The sequence below is a fragment of the Leclercia sp. UBA5958 genome (assembly GCF_002430365.1).
GTDB classification, from domain to species: domain Bacteria; phylum Pseudomonadota; class Gammaproteobacteria; order Enterobacterales; family Enterobacteriaceae; genus Enterobacter; species Enterobacter pneumoniae.
Genome location: NZ_DJCE01000001.1, coordinates 614,309 through 631,520 on the forward strand (window position 1 = coordinate 614,309; position 17,212 = coordinate 631,520).

A 17,212-nucleotide genomic window follows, 5' to 3' on the forward strand; every position below is an offset into this window, starting at 1 on the left:
AAATTAAACAACTTTTCTTGTCTCTCTCATCGCTCTGCTTTAAACATCGCCTATGGAAAAAAATGGTCTGTTTAGTCAGCGCATTCGCTTGCGCCATCTGCATACATTCGTGGCCGTCGCTCAACAGGGAACGCTGGGGCGAGCGGCTGAAACGCTTAATTTAAGCCAGCCGGCGTTATCAAAAACGCTCAATGAGCTGGAGCAACTTACCGGTACCCGCCTGTTTGAGCGCGGGCGGCTGGGGGCGCAGCTTACGTTGATGGGCGAACAATTTCTGACCCATGCCGTTAAGGTGCTGGACGCCCTGAACACCGCCGGGCAGTCGTTGACGCGCAAAGATGAACACACCCCGGATGTGGTGCGTATTGGCGCCCTGCCCACCGCCGCGCTGGGCATTTTACCTGCGGTCATAGGTCAGTTTCATAAGCAGCAGCGCAACATTACGCTGCAGGTCGCGACCATGAATAACCCCATGCTGCTGGCGGGGCTCAAATCTGGCGAGCTGGATCTGGGCATTGGCCGCATGTCAGACCCCGAATTGATGAGCGGTCTGAATTATGAGTTGCTGTTCCTCGAATCCCTGAAGCTGGTGGTTCGCCCCAATCACCCCTTGCTTAACGATACCGTGACCCTGAGCCGGGTGATGGAGTGGCCGGTGGTGGTGTCGCCGAAAGGTACGGTGCCGCGTCAGACCGCCGAAACCCTGCTTCAGGCACAGGGCTGCAAACTTCCGCCGGGCTGTATCGAGACGCTATCGGCCTCGCTCTCTCGTCAGCTTACGGTTGATTTCGACTACGTCTGGTTTGTGCCTTCTGGCGCCGTTAAAGAAGATTTACGCCAGGGCACCCTGGTCTCACTCCCTGTCCCCTCCACCGGCGCGGGTGAACCTATTGGTGTACTGACGCGGGTGGATAGCCCTCTCTCTTCCGCCGCACAAACGCTACTAAGCTCGATACGAAAATCCATGCCGGTCTAATCACCCCACCTCAGGCCCGTCTTGTCGACGGGCTTTTTCTCGCCTTAATCAAATAATGCGAAATCATTCATTAACAATTGCGTAAAACAATTTAACAGATTTATCATAGCCGCCAATTCACCAAATGGTTCGTTAACACTTTAAAACGGTGAATTACACGGCCCACTAGCTGGCTAATAGTGCATTATTTATGATAACCCTCCACCTCTGTTATCCATTTGGTACGCAAGCCACTGGCAATGGTTTAAAGACGTTGAGGTTGTTCAGGAGATAGAAATGGCTTTAGGTAACACGCCACGCGGGATCCCCCGATTCCTGCTGTGGTTACTGGTCGGACTGATGGTAATTATCGGTCTGGCCGTAGGGGGGCTGGGCTTAAAGCTCGCCACCGTGGGGGGAACGTTTTACTTCCTGATTATGGGCGTGGTGATGCTTATCGCCGCGTTCTTAATTGCACGCCATCGCGTCAGCGGCATCATCCTGTACGCTGTGGCATTCATCGCCTCGCTGTTCTGGGCGGTAAGCGATGCGGGCTGGGACTTCTGGCCGCTCTTCTCACGCCTGTTCACCTTCACGGTGCTGGCGTTCCTCGCGGCGATTGTCTGGCCGTTCCTGCGTGGTAGCCGTAAAGGCCCGGCTTTTGCGATTGCAGCCGTGCTGGCAGTGGCGATGCTGTTCAGTTTCGGCTGGATGTTTAAACCACAAACGCTGGTCGCGGCCAACGAGCCGGTACCGGTGAAACCGGTCGCCGAAGGGCAACAACAGAAAAACTGGGCGCACTGGGGCAATACCACCCACGGCGATCGTTTTGCGGCGCTCGACCAGATTAACAAGCAAAACATCAGTGAGCTGAAAGTCGCCTGGGTCGCCCATACCGGGGATATCCCGCAGAGCAACGGCTCTGGTGCCGAGGACCAGAACACCCCGCTACAGATTGGCGATACGCTTTACGTGTGTACCCCATACAGCAAGGTGCTGGCGCTGGATGTGGATTCCGGTAAAGAGAAATGGCGTTACGATGCCAAAGCGACCGCGCCAAACTGGCAACGTTGCCGTGGTTTGGGTTACTTTGAAGATAACTCTTCCGTGACAACGTCACAGAACGAGCCGCAGCCGGCCGCCTGTTCACGCCGTCTGTTCCTGCCCACGACCGATGCGCGCCTGATTGCCCTTAATGCCGATAACGGTAAGGTGTGTGAGGAGTTTGGCGAGCACGGTGTGGTTGACCTGAGCGTGGGCATGGGTGAGATCAAACCGGGCTACTATCAGCAAACCTCGACGCCGCTGGTTGCGGGTAATGTCGTGGTGGTAGGCGGCCGCGTGGCGGATAACTTCTCTACTGGTGAGCCGCCGGGTGTTGTGCGGGCCTATGACGTGCATACGGGTCAACTGGCGTGGGCCTGGGATCCGGGTAATCCGGAGATCACCGGCCTGCCGCCGAAAGGCCAGACCTATACGCGCGGGACGCCGAATGTCTGGTCGGCGATGTCTTACGACGCGAAGCTGAACCTGATCTACCTGCCGACAGGTAATGCCACCCCCGATTTCTATGCGGGTAACCGCACCGCGCTGGACGATAAATACAGCTCCTCCGTGGTGGCGGTAGATGCCACCACCGGTAAAGTACGCTGGCATTTCCAGACCACGCACCATGATTTGTGGGACTTTGACCTGCCTGCTCAGCCGCTGTTGTACGATCTGCCTGACGGCAAGGGCGGGACCACGCCGGTACTGGTCCAGACCAGCAAGCAGGGCATGATCTTTATGCTCAACCGCGAAACCGGCGAACCGGTGGCGAAAGTGGAAGAGCGTCCGGTTCCGGCGGGCAACGTCGAAGGCGAGCGTTACTCACCTACCCAGCCGTACTCCGTGGGTATGCCGATGATTGGCAACCAGACCCTGACCGAATCCGATATGTGGGGCGCAACACCGGTTGACTTGCTGCTGTGCCGTATCCAGTTCAAAGAGATGCGCCATCAGGGGGTCTACACCCCGCCAGGCCTCGATCGCTCCCTGCAGTTCCCGGGGTCGCTCGGCGGCATGAACTGGGGCAGCGTGTCGGTTGACCCGAACAACGGCCTGATGTTTGTGAATGATATGCGTCTGGGGCTGGCCAACTACATGGTGCCGCGCGCCAACGTTGCGAAGGACGCCAGCGGTATTGAGATGGGCATTGTGCCGATGGATGGCACCCCGTTCGGTGCGATGCGGGAACGCTTCCTCTCGCCGCTGGGGATCCCGTGTCAAAAACCGCCCTTCGGGACCATGTCGGCGGTGGATCTGAAGTCCGGCAAGCTGGTGTGGCAGGTTCCGGTCGGCACGGTGCAGGATACCGGTCCGCTGGGTATCCGAATGCATATGCCCATCCCTATCGGGATGCCGACCCTGGGTGCATCGCTCTCAACCCAGTCTGGCCTGCTGTTCTTTGCCGGCACTCAGGACTTCTACCTGCGCGCGTTTGATACCGCCACCGGTAAGGAGATCTGGAAAGATCGTCTGCCAGTGGGCAGCCAGTCCGGCCCGATGACCTACGTTTCGCCGAAGACCGGCAAACAGTACATCATTATCAATGCAGGCGGCGCGCGTCAGTCTCCGGATCGCGGCGATTACATTATCGCCTACGCCCTGCCAGATAAGTCGTAAACCGTTTCAATCCGCAACCGGCCACCTTTGTGGCCGGTTTTTTTACAGCGAATTCTCCTGCCAGGTAACCTCTTTACCATTGCTGTAGCTCACCACCAGATTCTGTCTTACCCCCTCTGGCCAACAGCTGCGAAGCACGGCGCGTTTCGTCTCCTCGAAGAAGGCCTTATCTCCTGCCGCGTTGTAGTCTGCTGCTCGCCCGTTCAGCTTGACGTTAAATGACACCGTGACCCGGCCCGAAAACTGCTGCGCCGCGGCCTGCTGCGGATAGCGTGGGGTGATCCGGTAAACGTCTCCCTCGCAATCTGCCAGGGCATCGTTATCCGCCGTGCTGCCGCCCACCGGAAACGAGAGCCCGACGCCCACCCCGCTACTGCCGCCGCCAATGCCAACGCCGCCGATCCCGACGCTGCCTCCTGACGAACAGCCCGCCACCAGCAGCGCCATACAGGCAACCTGCGTAATTTGTATTGATAGCTGCATCTTTGCGTTCCTCATCATCTCTTACACAGAGCATAGCTGTTGCTGACCGCAGGCGAAAAAAAAGGGCTCATGCTGGCGCATGAACCCTCTGGCGACTTACCGCGATGGGATTAGAACGTTTCCCAGTTATCGCTGGAAGTGGCGTTCACCGCTGCCGGGCGTAACGGCGTCGATGGCGCGCTGGGGGTGAAGGCCGCGCTGCTGCGCGTTTGCGCCGCGCCGTTAAGACGGAATGCCCCTACGGCTTCGGTCAGACGCGCACCCTGCTCTTCCAGCGAGGCGGCGGCGGCAGAAGCCTCTTCCACCAGCGAGGCGTTCTGCTGGGTGACTTTATCCATTTCGGAAATGGCCTGGCTTACCTGCACAATGCCGCGGCTCTGTTCATCGGATGCGGCGGCAATCTCCAGCATGATGTCGGTGACGCGTTTCACCGCCTCAACGATCTCATTCATGGTGTTGCCTGCAGCAACGACTTCACCCGAGCCCTGATCGATCAGGGTAACGGATTCATTAATCAGCCCTTCAATCTCTTTGGCCGCATTCGCGCTGCGGCTGGCCAGGGTACGGACTTCGCTTGCTACTACGGCAAAGCCGCGCCCCTGTTCACCGGCACGCGCCGCTTCTACCGCCGCGTTCAGCGCCAGGATGTTAGTCTGGAAGGCAATGCTGTTAATTACCGCGGTGATCTCAGAGATTTTCTTCGAGCTGGTGGAGATGTTACCCATGGTTTTCACCACCCCGGAGACCATCTGGCCGCCACGGCTGGCTTTACCTGAGGCATCTTCCGCCAGTTTGCTGGCGTGGTGGGCGTTGTCCGCGTTCTGTTTCACGGTAGCGGTCAGTTGCTCCATGCTGGCGGCGGTCTCTTCGATTGCCGCAGCCTGCTGTTCAGTACGGGAGGAGAGATCGGTATTGCCGGCGGAGATTTCGCTGGTACCGCGATAAATCTCTTCTGCCCCCTGACGCACGGTGCCGACGGTTTTCACCAGGGAGTGCTGCATGGTTTGCAGATCCTGCGTCAGACGACCAATCTCGCTGCGCCCGGTCAGGTCATCGGCCAGCGTCAGATCGCCTTTGGCGATATGCGCAATACGATTAGCGGCGCGCTGCAGCGGATTGATTACCGTGCGGCGCAGCACCAGGAAGGTGATGGCAGTTAAGATCAACGCCAGCGCGAAGGCACCCACCATAAACATCAGCCCAAGCTGCGTACGGGAATGCGCCTGTTCGGCAAGCTGATTCGCGCGATCGGTACGGATTTTAATCGCTTTCAGCAAGATTTCGTTGTACCCGTCATCCAGCGGGCGGGCGCTCTCATTTTCATGATTGATGATAGCTTCAAACATGCCATTTTTGGCAAATTTCAGCATCGGCTGCAGCCCATTAATATAGGCCTCGTAACGTGCTTTGAGGTCGTTATCCAGCGCCTGGTCGGCAGGAGTACGCACCGCACGGTTCATATAGATTTTAAAGCTATCTTGCGACTGCTTAATACGGCGCTCTGCTTCCGCGATGTTTTGCTTCATTGCGTCCATTTCAGCGATACGGCTGGCCGCACCCGCGTGGATCATATTAATACGCGCGGTGCGCAGATGGTTCGAGCTGTTCGACAACCCGGTGCGCACTTCGATTTCTGATGTCACGTCCTGCTGGTCGGTATCAGCCTGTAACAGGAAATAACCAGCCAGACCTGAGCTCAGGGCAAACAGCAAAATAATGCCGCCGAGAATGGAGGAAAACAGCGGAAGCAACCTGATGTGATGCAGGAAGCTCAACTTGTGTTGCGCCCGCATCGTTGATGAAGTATCCATGACCGTCGACTCTCTTATAAGTAAGATGCGCAAAAAACACGCCCGTAATAGAGTCATCGGCACGGCAGAGAATTAGCTTATGGCTAAAATCGCCAGCCAGGTCACACTTTAGAAAAGATTATTAAAGAAATGCCAGCGGCGGAAACCGCTGGCAGAATAATCAGTTATCGCCGAAATGGATAACCGTACGGATGGATTTACCTTCGTGCATCAGATCAAAGGCCTCGTTGATCTGTTCCAGCGGCAGACGGTGAGTGATGAACGGGTCGAGATTGATTTTCCCCACCATTGCATCTTCAACCATGCCAGGCAGTTGCGTACGGCCTTTTACCCCACCGAAAGCGGAACCGCGCCAGACGCGACCGGTCACCAGCTGGAATGGACGGGTTTTGATCTCCTGACCTGCGCCCGCCACGCCAATGATGATGCTCTCGCCCCAGCCTTTGTGGCAGCATTCCAGTGCCGAACGCATCACGTTGACGTTACCGATACATTCGAAGCTAAACTCCACGCCGCCGTCGGTCAGTTCTACGATCACATCCTGCACCGGCTTGTCGTAGTCTTTCGGGTTGATGAAATCGGTCGCGCCCATTTCACCCGCCAGCTTGAACTTCTCTGGGTTGGTGTCCACGGCAATAATGCGCCCCGCTTTCGCCTGGACTGCACCCTGAATCACCGCCAGACCGATACCGCCCAGGCCAAAGACCGCGACGTTATCACCCTCTTTCACTTTTGCGGTGTTGTGAACCGCACCGATACCGGTGGTCACGCCGCAGCCCAGCAGACAAACTTTATCCAGCGGTGCTTGTGGGTTCACTTTTGCCAGCGAGATTTCAGCCACCACGGTGTATTCGCTGAAGGTACTGGTACCCATGTAGTGGTAAATCGGCTCACCATTATAAGAGAAACGGGTAGTGCCGTCCGGCATCAGCCCTTTACCCTGGGTGGCGCGAACCGCCTGGCAGAGGTTAGTTTTACCGGATTTACAGAACTTACACTCACCACACTCCGCGGTGTATAACGGAATAACATGGTCGCCCGGCTTCAGGCTGGTCACCCCTTCGCCTACTTCCACCACCACGCCGCCGCCTTCATGCCCCAGCACCGCCGGGAAGACCCCTTCCGGATCTTCGCCCGAGAGCGTGAACGCATCGGTGTGGCAAACGCCGGTATGGGTGATTTTGATCAGCACTTCGCCTTTTTTCGGCGGTGCGACATCAATTTCAACGATTTTCAGCGGCTGACCAGGGCCAAATGCAACAGCAGCACGTGATTTCATAACGCTTTCCTTTTAGTGATGTCTGATTTTTATTTTAGATAAGAGCGCAGCAAATGGCCGACTTCTGCCATCCGTACTGCCCGCTGATCCGGGGTGGTTTCGCCCGTGACCAGCTCATCTTTGAGGTGAATTTCGACCATTTCGCCCATCAGCCCGTTCGCAGCACCGCGCACCGCGGCAATCTGTTGCAGGATGGACAGGCAGGGCTCCCCGGATTCCAGCGCGCGCTCAAGGGCATCAACCTGCCCACGAATGCGGCGAACGCGGGTAAGGACACGTTTTTTATCTTCGGGTGAATGCGGCATACGCCCTCCATATACTGTAGGGGGGTATACTATATAGGTTATGAACGGCTGTAAACCGTAACTTTTTACCGGTTTTAATGTGGGAGTGATGATTTATGAGGGGGAAGATGGCGTTCCAGAGAGGCCTCTCGTGAGGCCTCCATTTACGACACTTGTTTTGGCCACCGCCGGCGGCGGAGTTTCGGCACACATGAATGCGTGGTGAGTCGGGTTCCACAGATGGAGCACACGGCACCATGAGGTTGGTTATGTAACGAGCCGCCAAAAGAGGTGAAATAGAATCTCTTGCTCGTGCAAACCGGACATTCAAACTTGATGTTGGGGATAGGCCCCTCCAGTCAGGCGTATTGAACCTCTACCTTAACGTAAATTTCAGGCCTTGAGGGATATATCGTCTGATTGCGCGGCCATAATCATAAATATTATGAATATTTAACGAAGTTATGGGACTTTCTTATTACCGCTTTATCCATATAGACGCCTGGCATTCCACTCATCGCGGGTAATCTCCCATATTTCAGAGTCCAGAAGTCCGCTGACATACTGTTTCTTTTCGGTTTTAATCAGCCGCATACCGCTTCGAATTGATATTTGCCTTGAGCGGCTATTACCTACGGCTTTTGGTGCGCGTAATACTGGCTTATTCAAGGTATTAAACCAGTAATCCGTTGCGGCCTCGCTGGCTTCACGCATATATCCCTGCCCTTGCCATTCCGGGACCAGCCAAAAGCCCCGGTTATTATCCTCCACATCATATAAACAGATCAGCCCGATAAGCGTATCGGGATCTTCACGGCGGCGGATTGACCAGAACCAGGCAATACCCTTTGCCACATCAGGGAGGGCAACCTGATTCACATAATACTCCGCGCCATTATCGGGGTAAGGCCAGGGCACCGTTGAGACCAGATACTGCACAATTTCCCAACGGGGAAAAGCATGCTGAATTTGCCGGGCATCGTCCTCGACCAGCGGTTTTAATAGCAAACGCTCTGTGGTTAACGCGGGTATCTGCATGCGTGTTCTCCTTGAGGCTAAACATTGTCCGGATGAGACCACCCTACACCTCTCCCGAACATGAAGAGAACTCATGTTGTCGTGAAATTTAGTCGCTTTCACTCCTCCCGAGGCTCTGGCATAAAATATCCCTATTAACCAATTAATAACAAGAAGATCGCATTGAGCTAACTCACGCACAGTCAAGGCTCTTCCCAATGTCGTTTTCTTATTACGTCCAGGATACCGAATTGCGATGAATACTGATTTCACCTTTACGATTAAAAGCAGCCGTTTCGATGAGAACTATAACCCCTCTGAGAATACGCGTATTACCACTAACTTTGCCAATCTCGCCAGAGGGGATAATCGTCGGGAGAATCTGCGCAATACGCTGGTGATGATGAATAATCGTTTTAATACTCTGGCGCACTGGGATAATCCAAAAGGCGATCGCTATTCCATCGAACTGGATATTATTTCCGTTGAGATGAATCTGGGGCCAAACGGCGAAAGCTTCCCGGCAATCGAAGTTTTGAGAACCTGGATCCTCGACCATAAAACGCATGAACGCACAGAGGGCATTGTGGGGAATAACTTCTCCTCGTATGTCCGCGATTATGACTTCAGCGTCGTGCTGCTGGATCACAACAAAGACAAGCCCGGCTTCAGCATTCCGGACAATTTTGGCGATCTGCACGGCAATATCTTTAAGCACTTTATCCATTCAGACGCGTATAAAGCGCACTTCAAAAAGGCGCCGGTGATCTGCCTGAGTGTATCGAGTAAAGATATTTATCACCGTACGGGCAATGAACATCCGGTTCTGGGTCATGAATATGCGCAGAATGGCGTGTCACTCACTGAACAATACTTCAATAAAATGGGGCTGCAGGTTCGCTATTTCATGCCCAAAAATAGCGTCGCGCCGTTAGCCTTCTATTTTACCGGTGATTTACTGCGTGATTACACCAATCCGGAATTGATCGGCACCATCAGTACGATGGAGACCTTTCAGAAAATCTACCGCCCCGAAATTTACAATGCTAACTCCGCGGCAGGCCAGCTCTATCAACCCAGCCTGACTCACCAGGATCACTCATTAACGAAAATTGTTTATGACCGGGAAGAGCGGAGTCAACTGGCTATTGAGCAAGGCAAATTTACTGAAGAGCACTTTATCAAACCCTATAAGCATGTTCTTGAGCAGTGGTCTGCGCATTACGCTCTTTAATTAACCGAAAGTACAAGGCGATTTATTATGACAATCTTGCTACCCACTTCAACGGCTGGCAGCTTACCGAAACCTTCCTGGCTGGCGGAGCCCGAGAAACTGTGGTCCCCCTGGAAATTGCAAAATGAAGAGTTAATCGAGGGGAAAAAAGATGCGCTGAGCCTGGCCCTGTTTGATCAACTCCGTGCCGGGATTGATATCGTCAGCGATGGTGAGCAGACGCGTCAGCACTTTGTCACGACCTTTATTGAACACCTGAGCGGCGTAGATTTTGAAAAACGCGAAGTCGTGAAAATTCGTAACCGCTATGACGCAAGCGTTCCTACCGTGGTAGGGGCTGTTGCGCGCCAAAAACCGGTTTTCGTGGAAGATGCCCGTTTTTTACGTCAATTAACCCATAAGCCCATTAAGTGGGCCCTGCCCGGCCCGATGACCATGATCGATACGCTTTACGATGCCCATTATAAAAGCCGCGAAAAGCTGGCCTGGGAATTTGCCAAGATCCTGAATCAGGAAGCGAAAGAGTTAGAAGCGGCTGGCGTCGATATTATCCAGTTCGATGAACCTGCTTTTAATGTTTTCTTTGACGAAGTGAATGACTGGGGTATCGCGGCATTAGAAAGGGCCGTTGAAGGGCTGAAGTGCGAAACCGCTGTGCATATTTGCTACGGCTATGGCATTAAAGCCAACACCGACTGGAAACAGACGCTGGGTTCCGAGTGGAGACAATACGAAGAGGCCTTCCCTAAACTGCAAACCTCCAGCATCGATATTATCTCCCTGGAATGCCATAACTCGCGCGTGCCAATGGATCTGCTCGAACTGATCCGCGGTAAAAAAGTGATGGTCGGAGCAATCGACGTCGCAACCAATACGGTCGAAACGCCGGAAGAGGTGGCGGATACGTTGCGAAAAGCGCTGCAGTTTGTTGATGCCGATAAACTTTATCCTTCGACCAACTGCGGGATGACGCCCCTCTCCCGCCGGGTTGCCAATGGCAAACTCAATGCCCTAAGCGCAGGTGCCGACATCGTACGCGCTGAGCTAGCCGGAAGATAATTAGCCACTATCGTGGGCAAAGGTGAATTAAAAGCGGTTTTCTCTACCGCACAGCATTCTCCTTCTGCCCCCTTTTCGGTTATCGTGGTCAGCAAATTTATTACCACAGGTAACATCTGCCATGGCGCTGATCCCAAAAAACTACACGCAGCTGGAAAGCGGCTACCGCGAAAAAGCCTTAAAAATTTATCCCTGGGTATGTGGACGCTGCTCGCGCGAGTTTGTCTACTCCAACCTGCGCGAATTAACCGTCCACCATATCGACCACGACCATACCAATAACCCGCCCGATGGCAGCAACTGGGAGTTGCTGTGCCTGTTTTGCCATGATCATGAACACTCGAAATACACCGAGGCGGACCAGTATGGCTCCACGGTAGTGGCGGGTTAAGATGCGCAAAAAGATATCGGGGCGGCAACATACAATCCCTTTGCCGATTTAAAAGCGATGATTGGCAAGAAAAAATAGTCGAGGAGGCTCGCAGCATGCTCAGAATTTTGGGAAAAAAATCATCCATCAACGTGCGTAAGGTGCTCTGGACTTGTGAAGAGGCGGGCATCGATTATCTTCAGGAAGATTACGGCAGTGGTTTTGCCTCAACCCAAACGCCTGAGTTCAAAGCCCTTAACCCCAATGCCATGGTGCCGGTCATTGTTGATGAGGGGTTCGTGCTGTGGGAGTCCAATTCGATTTGCCGCTATCTGGCGCGCAAAGCCAGCCGCGATGATCTGCTCCCCCTTGAAGCGCAGGCGGCAGCGAATGTTGAGCACTGGATGGACTGGCAGGCGTCAGAGTTTAACAACGCCTGGCGCTATGCCTTTCCGGCGCTTGCCCGCAAAAACCCCGCCTTTAACGATCAAAATGCGATTGCCAACGGCATTACCGAATGGAATCACTGTATTGATATCGTCGAACAACAACTTCAGCGTACCGGCGCCTGGGTCACGGGTGACACCTTTACCCTCGCGGATATTGTGCTCGGGTTATCGGTAAATCGCTGGAAAATGACGCCCTTCCCCCATCCAGATGTTCCCGCTATCGACGTATGGTTTGAAAAACTGAATCAACGTCCGGCCTTTTTGCGGCATGGTAACAATGGCATGGTGTAAATCCGACCGCTATGGCGATGAGGTCGTGGTTTAGCTGTGTAGTAGATCGATGTTGAGCGGGGAATGGGTGTTTCTCATAAGATAAGCTGAATCCCTTTTGAGAAAGCCCCGCCCCCTCGACAGTCACCAACTTCCCTTGCTCACGCTATCCCGTATTAACCATTTTGCCCGGGGCACATGACGACGAATACGGTACCGTGGTTTGTAACTCAGAGAGTATTTCTTCCAGAATTGTTAATTTTCAAAGGATAATAACTCACTGCGTTGTCCCTCATGAGTCCAAAGGGGCAATGTTTAAACTGGCACGGCAATTCACGATCGCATACCTGACCCACTTCCCGGCGGTTACCCGGACATTCATTCTTCATCCGAAAACCCAGCCAACGTATTGATGAATAAGGCATTGCATGTGCAATCCATACGCGTTTCCGTCGATTATTAATCAGGATCCCTTTCTCAGTCATCGTGACGACTTCCCCGGTACTTACGTAATAATCCCCTTTGAACCACAGGATATAATTGAGGCCATAGGGTGTCTCTACCTTTCCAAAAATCGTACCCGTATCCGGGCTGGCAACAATCTCAACTATCTTCCACTCCATAAAACCCCTTTCATTGCTGTTCTGATACTCTTTTGTGCCTGTCATAAGGCTTCTATGAGCCCCTGCGTAATTTCGCGATGAAAAATAAGAGTAGATTTAAAAGCCGTGAACTTCAAATAACCTTACAAAGAAAATATGAATATTTACAATTGCGATTTGCGTTATGTAAACATCCCTCGCGGGAAGGGGGTTCTGTGGAGAGGCGTTCGGTAAGAGGGTTGCAGTACGTTATGGGGCTGCGCGTAGAAAAGGTATTAACATAAAAGAATATAACGTCAGGTAATGGTACCAGTGGGACAACTGCCTGAAGCTGAAGGTCTATAATGAGTGAGAAGCAGAAATTTAAGTTTCTACTATTTCCTTAACTCCCTGATTCAGGAAAAATAGCATCTGGCATAACTTTTTATTATCCCAACCAGTGCTTTGGGTATATCGATCATATGCGTAAATTACAAAAATTAATTGCGGCCGAGCGCACCACCTTTTCACCATACTCTCGCCTCCCTTCGAGTGCGATATCTCGTATTGCATCTAAATGTAGAAAGGATGAAATTGCCGATGCGCATATCTTGCTAAAGGAGCTCAAAGCTGAATTGGCGACAGTTCCTGAATGGGATGGGGATACACATGATGACATCTGGAGAACCATCGAACTGTTCAGAGCCATCCTTGAGAAGGTAAGATAATAAATGTGTTTGTTGTCCATTTCAGGTACAAGGCAGGCATGCACTGGCATTGAAGATCCTTTATGAGCGAGAAATGGATAAGGATCTTATTCACGATGTCTGCACCAACGCCACTATGGAATATCGAAGCCCAAAGCATTATCGTTCGAGATGAAGTAAATGTGTAGCAATCCCCCATCTTACAGCAATACATCGTCCATTTATCAACTCGAAAACGGAGTAGCTCGCGTTGGGTTGAGCGTACCAGGAGAAATTATCGACAGCACCTTCTTTGAAGGTGGCAATAACGCCCTGACTGACGTGCCCGTGAGACACAATACATATTGTTTGATGATGTGAGCTTGCCTCCAGACTGTGTAAAAAACTTATGACTCGCTGAGAAGCATGCGCAAGAGACTCTCCACCAGGTGGGCAGTACGCGGCATCAAACCTGAATAACGCATCTGCGTCGTCAGGATGATTTTGTAGGAGATGATTTGCTGACATCCCCTCAAACTGCCCGAATGCCTGTTCTTTAAGGGCTGCTTCTGCCAGCAACGAGCAGTGAAAGCACTCAGCCAGGCGCTGCCCCATTTGCCAGGCACGCCCAAGCGGAGACGCGTAAATGCCTTCTATCTGATAATCACTTGCTGCAAGCGCTGCCAGTAAGGCAGATGTTTCGCGCACACCCCGATGGGTCAGTGCACTATCACTGTGTCCCTGAATAATTCCTCTCGAATTCCACTCTGTTTCCGCGTGTCGAACAAAGATCACTATCATCGTTTAAGGACCATGCAACTTGTTGGTTTAAATACTCCAGACTTCGCGATATCAAATACAACTGGCTGATGCAGTGGAATGCTTTTCTGCTAAGGACGAATCAATAAGTGTAGTTGAATGCCGTTACGCTGTGTTCCCGCAGAAATGCCTGAGGCCACTGTGGATGACGCCTGTGCCCGGCACAAAGCGGACAAACTCACTGCGTTGCAGGTCCGCTATGAGCGAGAAGCGGACGTTATATGTATAAGTAAAAAAGTGCTGATTTTTCATTCAAGCCCTGATAACTTGAATGACAATGAAAACACAATCATTTCTATTCCATTCAATTATTGTCACCTGTCTGACTCAGGTGGGATAACGTTCGCCATTTTCCCGCCGGTAAGGCGGGCCTTACCGGCAATTATCCAGTGAGGTAAACGATGGACACTGCTAGAGTAACAACATCAGAACAACCTACTTTGCATCTGTTGTGTGGAAAAATTGCATCAGGTAAATCCACACTGTCAGCAACGCTGGGATCATCCCCCGGCACCGTAATTGTCAGAGAGGATCTATGGCTGGCTGCCCTCTTTGCTGAAGAAATGCACTCCATATCTGATTATGTCCAGTATTCCTCAAGGCTGAGAAGTGCTATGAAGCCTCATCTGGTATCACTACTCAAAGCAGGTTTATCGGTAGTCCTGGATTTTCCGGCAAACACACAAACAAATCGTGAATGGATGATGAGCATTATTAAGGAGTCAGGTGCCAGTAATAAGCTGCACTATCTGAACGTATCAGATGATGTATGTAAATCCCGCCTACGCGTACGTAATGCAGAAGGTGGTCATGAATTTTCGGCTACAGATCAACAATTCGAAATTATAACGCGTTATTTCTCAGAGCCGATGGCAGATGAAGGTTTTGATATTGTTGAATACAGCTGAATTTTCCTTTCAACAGATAAGCCGCCAACTGGCGGCTTTATCAACGCTCGATCTTTTAAGGCCATACAGGATGGTTCCTGCTTTGAAGCAGAAAGGAAATCATGCATGGTGAACGTATGATTTTGACTTAAATATTAATTAGTTCAGCAGAACTGGTGTATACGTTTAAATCAGTTTTCTGACAACAAAGGAAGAGTTATGGCGCTGAATTTATCAGGAATCGAAGTGTTATTTATTGCTGGATTTGGTCCCGTCTCGGTAACAGCAGAATCGGGCACCGCGTTTTATATCGATACGCTGGGCCTGCCGCTCAAAGCAATGGATGGCAACAGTGAATATCTTTTATCTGAAGAAGGTAAGCTTGAGGGCGTTAAACATTTTGCGATATGGCCACTTTCACAGGCTGCTACCTCGTGTTTTGGTATCCCGCAGTGGCCGTCTCATCTGAGTAAGCCGCAGGGCTGGATTGAATACGAGGTTCAGGATCTTGATTTGGCCACCCATATCTTGAGTGATAAAGGTTATCACTTATTGGTAGCTAAACGCACAGAACCCTGGGGGCAAACAGTTACGCGCTTACTCAGCCCGGAAGGATTACTCACCGGACTTACGGTAACACCCTGGCTCCGTAGCTAAGTAAAGTCCGCTTCCGGCGCGGAGCGGATATGTACGCTGGTCTATAGCATCTGTGAACAACCTACAGGATTACTCTTATAGTGAATTTCTGCGCTTCCACTCATCTACCACATCACCTAAATTTTTGGGAATATCATTTCTTATCCAGCCCATAAATGCACGATCAAATTTAAAATTTGGACCACATTCATCAATCATGAAACGACGAACATTTTGTGTATTTTTGTAGTTGTCATCGACGACAGTTGTGCGATCTAAAGAAGAACCATGCCAGTCTGTTTTCATTTATTTATTCCCGGAAACAAGGGTAATTGCTTAAAAGCTATCACACTAACTTTAATATGTCCGCTTCTGGCACAAAGCGGACGAACATACGGAGCTGTAGGTCCGCTATAAGCGAAAAACCTACCTCATTGCTGTTTTGAAGGCTCTTATTTGGCACTCCCTAAATCGTGATCGCTTTCTGTACCTTTAAGCATAAGCGTGGTTTCTTCAATCCGCAGGAAGCGACCGGACTCGTCTGTCTCTGCGAACATATAGACTTCCATGACAACTTCTGAACCGTCGCGCTTAGTGCACAGTACGCGGTGCCTGGTGGCGTAAAGATTTCTTTCACGAAGCTCGTCAAGTACATCGATCCGTGCAAAAGCGCAGATTTCCCGAAGCTTACGTGCATGTTGAGCAAACCCTTCACGATCTTCCCTGCAGCCATTTGTACGCTGCCGATAGCTGGGGCTAAAGTACCGATCGATGACCTTTTCAAGGGGCAGCTTCTGCTGGTTAATTAGTTCATCCAGAACCTTATCAATAGTAATGGTTTCCATGTGTGCTCCTCACTAAATGTTGCGAGCATTTTACAGTCGAATTACTGGCCTTGATGCGTTATAAAAGACATTCAATACCCTTAAAGCGCCAAATATGACTGTTCCCATGATTCCATTATCTCTGGCTTCCTCTCATGAAGGACCGGATCTCTTCGCCGTGATAAGCCAGTCAGGTGTGGTAAGGGAAACACCCCGTCATCACCATGCTCGTGGACAGTTACTGGGAGCCGAACATGGACTGCTAACAGTTGATGCCGGTAATTGTCTCTGGGTAGTGCCAGCAACGCATGCAGTCTGGATACCTCCAGCTTTACCGCACGGTTTATATTCGCATGGCCCCTACTCAGGCTGGAGTGTCTATGTCGCCGCTTCTGCCTGCAAAGAGTTACCTGAGAAACCCTGTATTTTCTCTTTTACAGGCCTGCTGCGCGAAGCCGTAATGCGGGCGGCGAGCTGGAAAGGAAATGCTTTTACTGCATCGCAGGCACGGTTGGCCGGTGTCATTCTTGACGAGATCCAATCGCTTCCGCTGACTCATCTCGGTCTGCCAATGCCCAAGGATGTCCGACTCCGCAAGATTGCACGCGCTCTTTCAGAACGGCCAGACGATAACCGCAGTCTTGAAGAGTGGGCAGCCTGGGCCGGGACATCGCCACGGACGATCACGCGGCGATTCAGCGCTGAAACTGGCTTTAATTTCACTGAATGGCGACAACGCGTGCGCTTGCTCAGGGCTCTCGAGCTTTTGGCTGCGGGCCAGCCTGTAACGGCAATCGCGCTGGATCTGGGCTATGACAATGTGAGCGCTTTTATTGCCCTATTTCGCCGTGTATTTGGCGTGACGCCTGGACGGTATAAATGTTAAGGCAATATCTTGTATAGA

The 17,212-nt window shown here is 51.9% G+C and carries 18 protein-coding genes and 1 pseudogene; 10 read left to right on the top strand and 9 right to left on the bottom strand.

Going from position 1 to position 17,212, the window contains the following annotated elements; translation table 11 throughout:
- Window positions 1-52: 52 nt before the first annotated feature.
- Together B2Q93_RS03020 and B2Q93_RS03025 are read left to right on the top strand one after the other, a co-directional pair.
- Complete coding sequence (locus B2Q93_RS03020; RefSeq protein WP_040075523.1) at window positions 53-976, top strand: LysR substrate-binding domain-containing protein; 924 nt, start codon at window positions 53-55, stop codon at window positions 974-976.
- Window positions 977-1,252: 276 nt separating this feature from the next.
- Complete coding sequence (locus B2Q93_RS03025; protein WP_286931777.1) at window positions 1,253-3,619, top strand: glucose/quinate/shikimate family membrane-bound PQQ-dependent dehydrogenase; 2,367 nt, start codon at window positions 1,253-1,255, stop codon at window positions 3,617-3,619.
- Between the two features lie 42 nt (window positions 3,620-3,661).
- Here the strand turns inward: B2Q93_RS03025 and B2Q93_RS03030 are convergent, their stop codons facing one another.
- The 5 genes from B2Q93_RS03030 to B2Q93_RS03050 form a co-directional block, all read right to left on the bottom strand.
- Window positions 3,662-4,102 carry an energy transducer TonB gene (locus tag B2Q93_RS03030; RefSeq protein WP_286782200.1) on the bottom strand — a complete coding sequence of 147 codons (441 nt, stop codon included), beginning with the start codon at window positions 4,100-4,102 and terminating at the stop codon, window positions 3,662-3,664.
- Between the two features lie 110 nt (window positions 4,103-4,212).
- Window positions 4,213-5,913 (bottom strand): methyl-accepting chemotaxis protein, encoded by a 1,701-nt coding sequence (locus B2Q93_RS03035; protein WP_286931778.1) that lies wholly within the window; start codon window positions 5,911-5,913, stop codon window positions 4,213-4,215.
- Window positions 5,914-6,073: 160 nt separating this feature from the next.
- Window positions 6,074-7,192 (bottom strand): S-(hydroxymethyl)glutathione dehydrogenase/class III alcohol dehydrogenase, encoded by a 1,119-nt coding sequence (locus tag B2Q93_RS03040; protein WP_040075519.1) that lies wholly within the window; start codon window positions 7,190-7,192, stop codon window positions 6,074-6,076.
- A gap of 29 nt (window positions 7,193-7,221) precedes the next feature.
- Window positions 7,222-7,497 carry a metal/formaldehyde-sensitive transcriptional repressor gene (locus B2Q93_RS03045; RefSeq protein ID WP_040075518.1) on the bottom strand — a complete coding sequence of 92 codons (276 nt, stop codon included), beginning with the start codon at window positions 7,495-7,497 and terminating at the stop codon, window positions 7,222-7,224.
- A gap of 465 nt (window positions 7,498-7,962) precedes the next feature.
- Window positions 7,963-8,514: a GNAT family N-acetyltransferase gene (locus B2Q93_RS03050; protein ID WP_286931779.1), complete on the bottom strand. Its 552-nt coding sequence runs from the start codon at window positions 8,512-8,514 to the stop codon at window positions 7,963-7,965.
- 235 nt (window positions 8,515-8,749) lie between these two features.
- On the opposite strand from B2Q93_RS03050, the gene B2Q93_RS03055 reads away from it, so the two are divergent.
- From B2Q93_RS03055 to B2Q93_RS03070, 4 genes and pseudogenes are all read left to right on the top strand, one after another.
- Window positions 8,750-9,727, top strand: coding sequence for a DUF1852 domain-containing protein (locus tag B2Q93_RS03055; RefSeq protein ID WP_046885336.1), 978 nt, complete (start codon window positions 8,750-8,752; stop codon window positions 9,725-9,727).
- A 27-nt stretch (window positions 9,728-9,754) separates the two neighbouring features.
- On the top strand, window positions 9,755-10,786 hold the full coding sequence (locus B2Q93_RS03060; RefSeq protein WP_040075515.1) for a methionine synthase: 1,032 nt from the start codon (window positions 9,755-9,757) through the stop codon (window positions 10,784-10,786).
- A 121-nt stretch (window positions 10,787-10,907) separates the two neighbouring features.
- Window positions 10,908-11,255: pseudogene (yajD, locus tag B2Q93_RS03065) on the top strand (HNH nuclease YajD).
- 17 nt (window positions 11,256-11,272) lie between these two features.
- Complete coding sequence (locus tag B2Q93_RS03070; protein ID WP_286809022.1) at window positions 11,273-11,896, top strand: glutathione S-transferase family protein; 624 nt, start codon at window positions 11,273-11,275, stop codon at window positions 11,894-11,896.
- Window positions 11,897-12,105: 209 nt separating this feature from the next.
- Here the strand turns inward: B2Q93_RS03070 and B2Q93_RS03075 are convergent, their stop codons facing one another.
- Window positions 12,106-12,543, bottom strand: coding sequence for a hypothetical protein (locus tag B2Q93_RS03075; protein ID WP_286931780.1), 438 nt, complete (start codon window positions 12,541-12,543; stop codon window positions 12,106-12,108).
- A 395-nt stretch (window positions 12,544-12,938) separates the two neighbouring features.
- Here B2Q93_RS03075 and B2Q93_RS03080 point away from each other — a divergent pair, with 395 nt between their 5' ends.
- Window positions 12,939-13,184: a hypothetical protein gene (locus B2Q93_RS03080; RefSeq protein WP_286931781.1), complete on the top strand. Its 246-nt coding sequence runs from the start codon at window positions 12,939-12,941 to the stop codon at window positions 13,182-13,184.
- 138 nt (window positions 13,185-13,322) lie between these two features.
- On the opposite strand, the gene B2Q93_RS03085 is transcribed toward B2Q93_RS03080, so the two are convergent.
- Window positions 13,323-13,943: a histidine phosphatase family protein gene (locus B2Q93_RS03085; protein WP_286931782.1), complete on the bottom strand. Its 621-nt coding sequence runs from the start codon at window positions 13,941-13,943 to the stop codon at window positions 13,323-13,325.
- Window positions 13,944-14,362: 419 nt separating this feature from the next.
- On the opposite strand from B2Q93_RS03085, the gene B2Q93_RS03090 reads away from it, so the two are divergent.
- Both B2Q93_RS03090 and B2Q93_RS03095 read left to right on the top strand, forming a co-directional pair.
- Window positions 14,363-14,869, top strand: coding sequence for an AAA family ATPase (locus B2Q93_RS03090; protein WP_286931783.1), 507 nt, complete (start codon window positions 14,363-14,365; stop codon window positions 14,867-14,869).
- A gap of 198 nt (window positions 14,870-15,067) precedes the next feature.
- Complete coding sequence (locus B2Q93_RS03095; RefSeq protein WP_286931784.1) at window positions 15,068-15,505, top strand: glyoxalase; 438 nt, start codon at window positions 15,068-15,070, stop codon at window positions 15,503-15,505.
- 75 nt (window positions 15,506-15,580) lie between these two features.
- Here the strand turns inward: B2Q93_RS03095 and B2Q93_RS03100 are convergent, their stop codons facing one another.
- Window positions 15,581-15,790: a DUF6434 domain-containing protein gene (locus tag B2Q93_RS03100; protein ID WP_072056342.1), complete on the bottom strand. Its 210-nt coding sequence runs from the start codon at window positions 15,788-15,790 to the stop codon at window positions 15,581-15,583.
- A 146-nt stretch (window positions 15,791-15,936) separates the two neighbouring features.
- Window positions 15,937-16,329: a nuclear transport factor 2 family protein gene (locus tag B2Q93_RS03105; RefSeq protein WP_286931785.1), complete on the bottom strand. Its 393-nt coding sequence runs from the start codon at window positions 16,327-16,329 to the stop codon at window positions 15,937-15,939.
- Window positions 16,330-16,768: 439 nt separating this feature from the next.
- On the opposite strand from B2Q93_RS03105, the gene B2Q93_RS03110 reads away from it, so the two are divergent.
- Complete coding sequence (locus B2Q93_RS03110; protein ID WP_040075497.1) at window positions 16,769-17,194, top strand: helix-turn-helix domain-containing protein; 426 nt, start codon at window positions 16,769-16,771, stop codon at window positions 17,192-17,194.
- The last annotated feature ends 18 nt before the right edge of the window (window positions 17,195-17,212 follow it).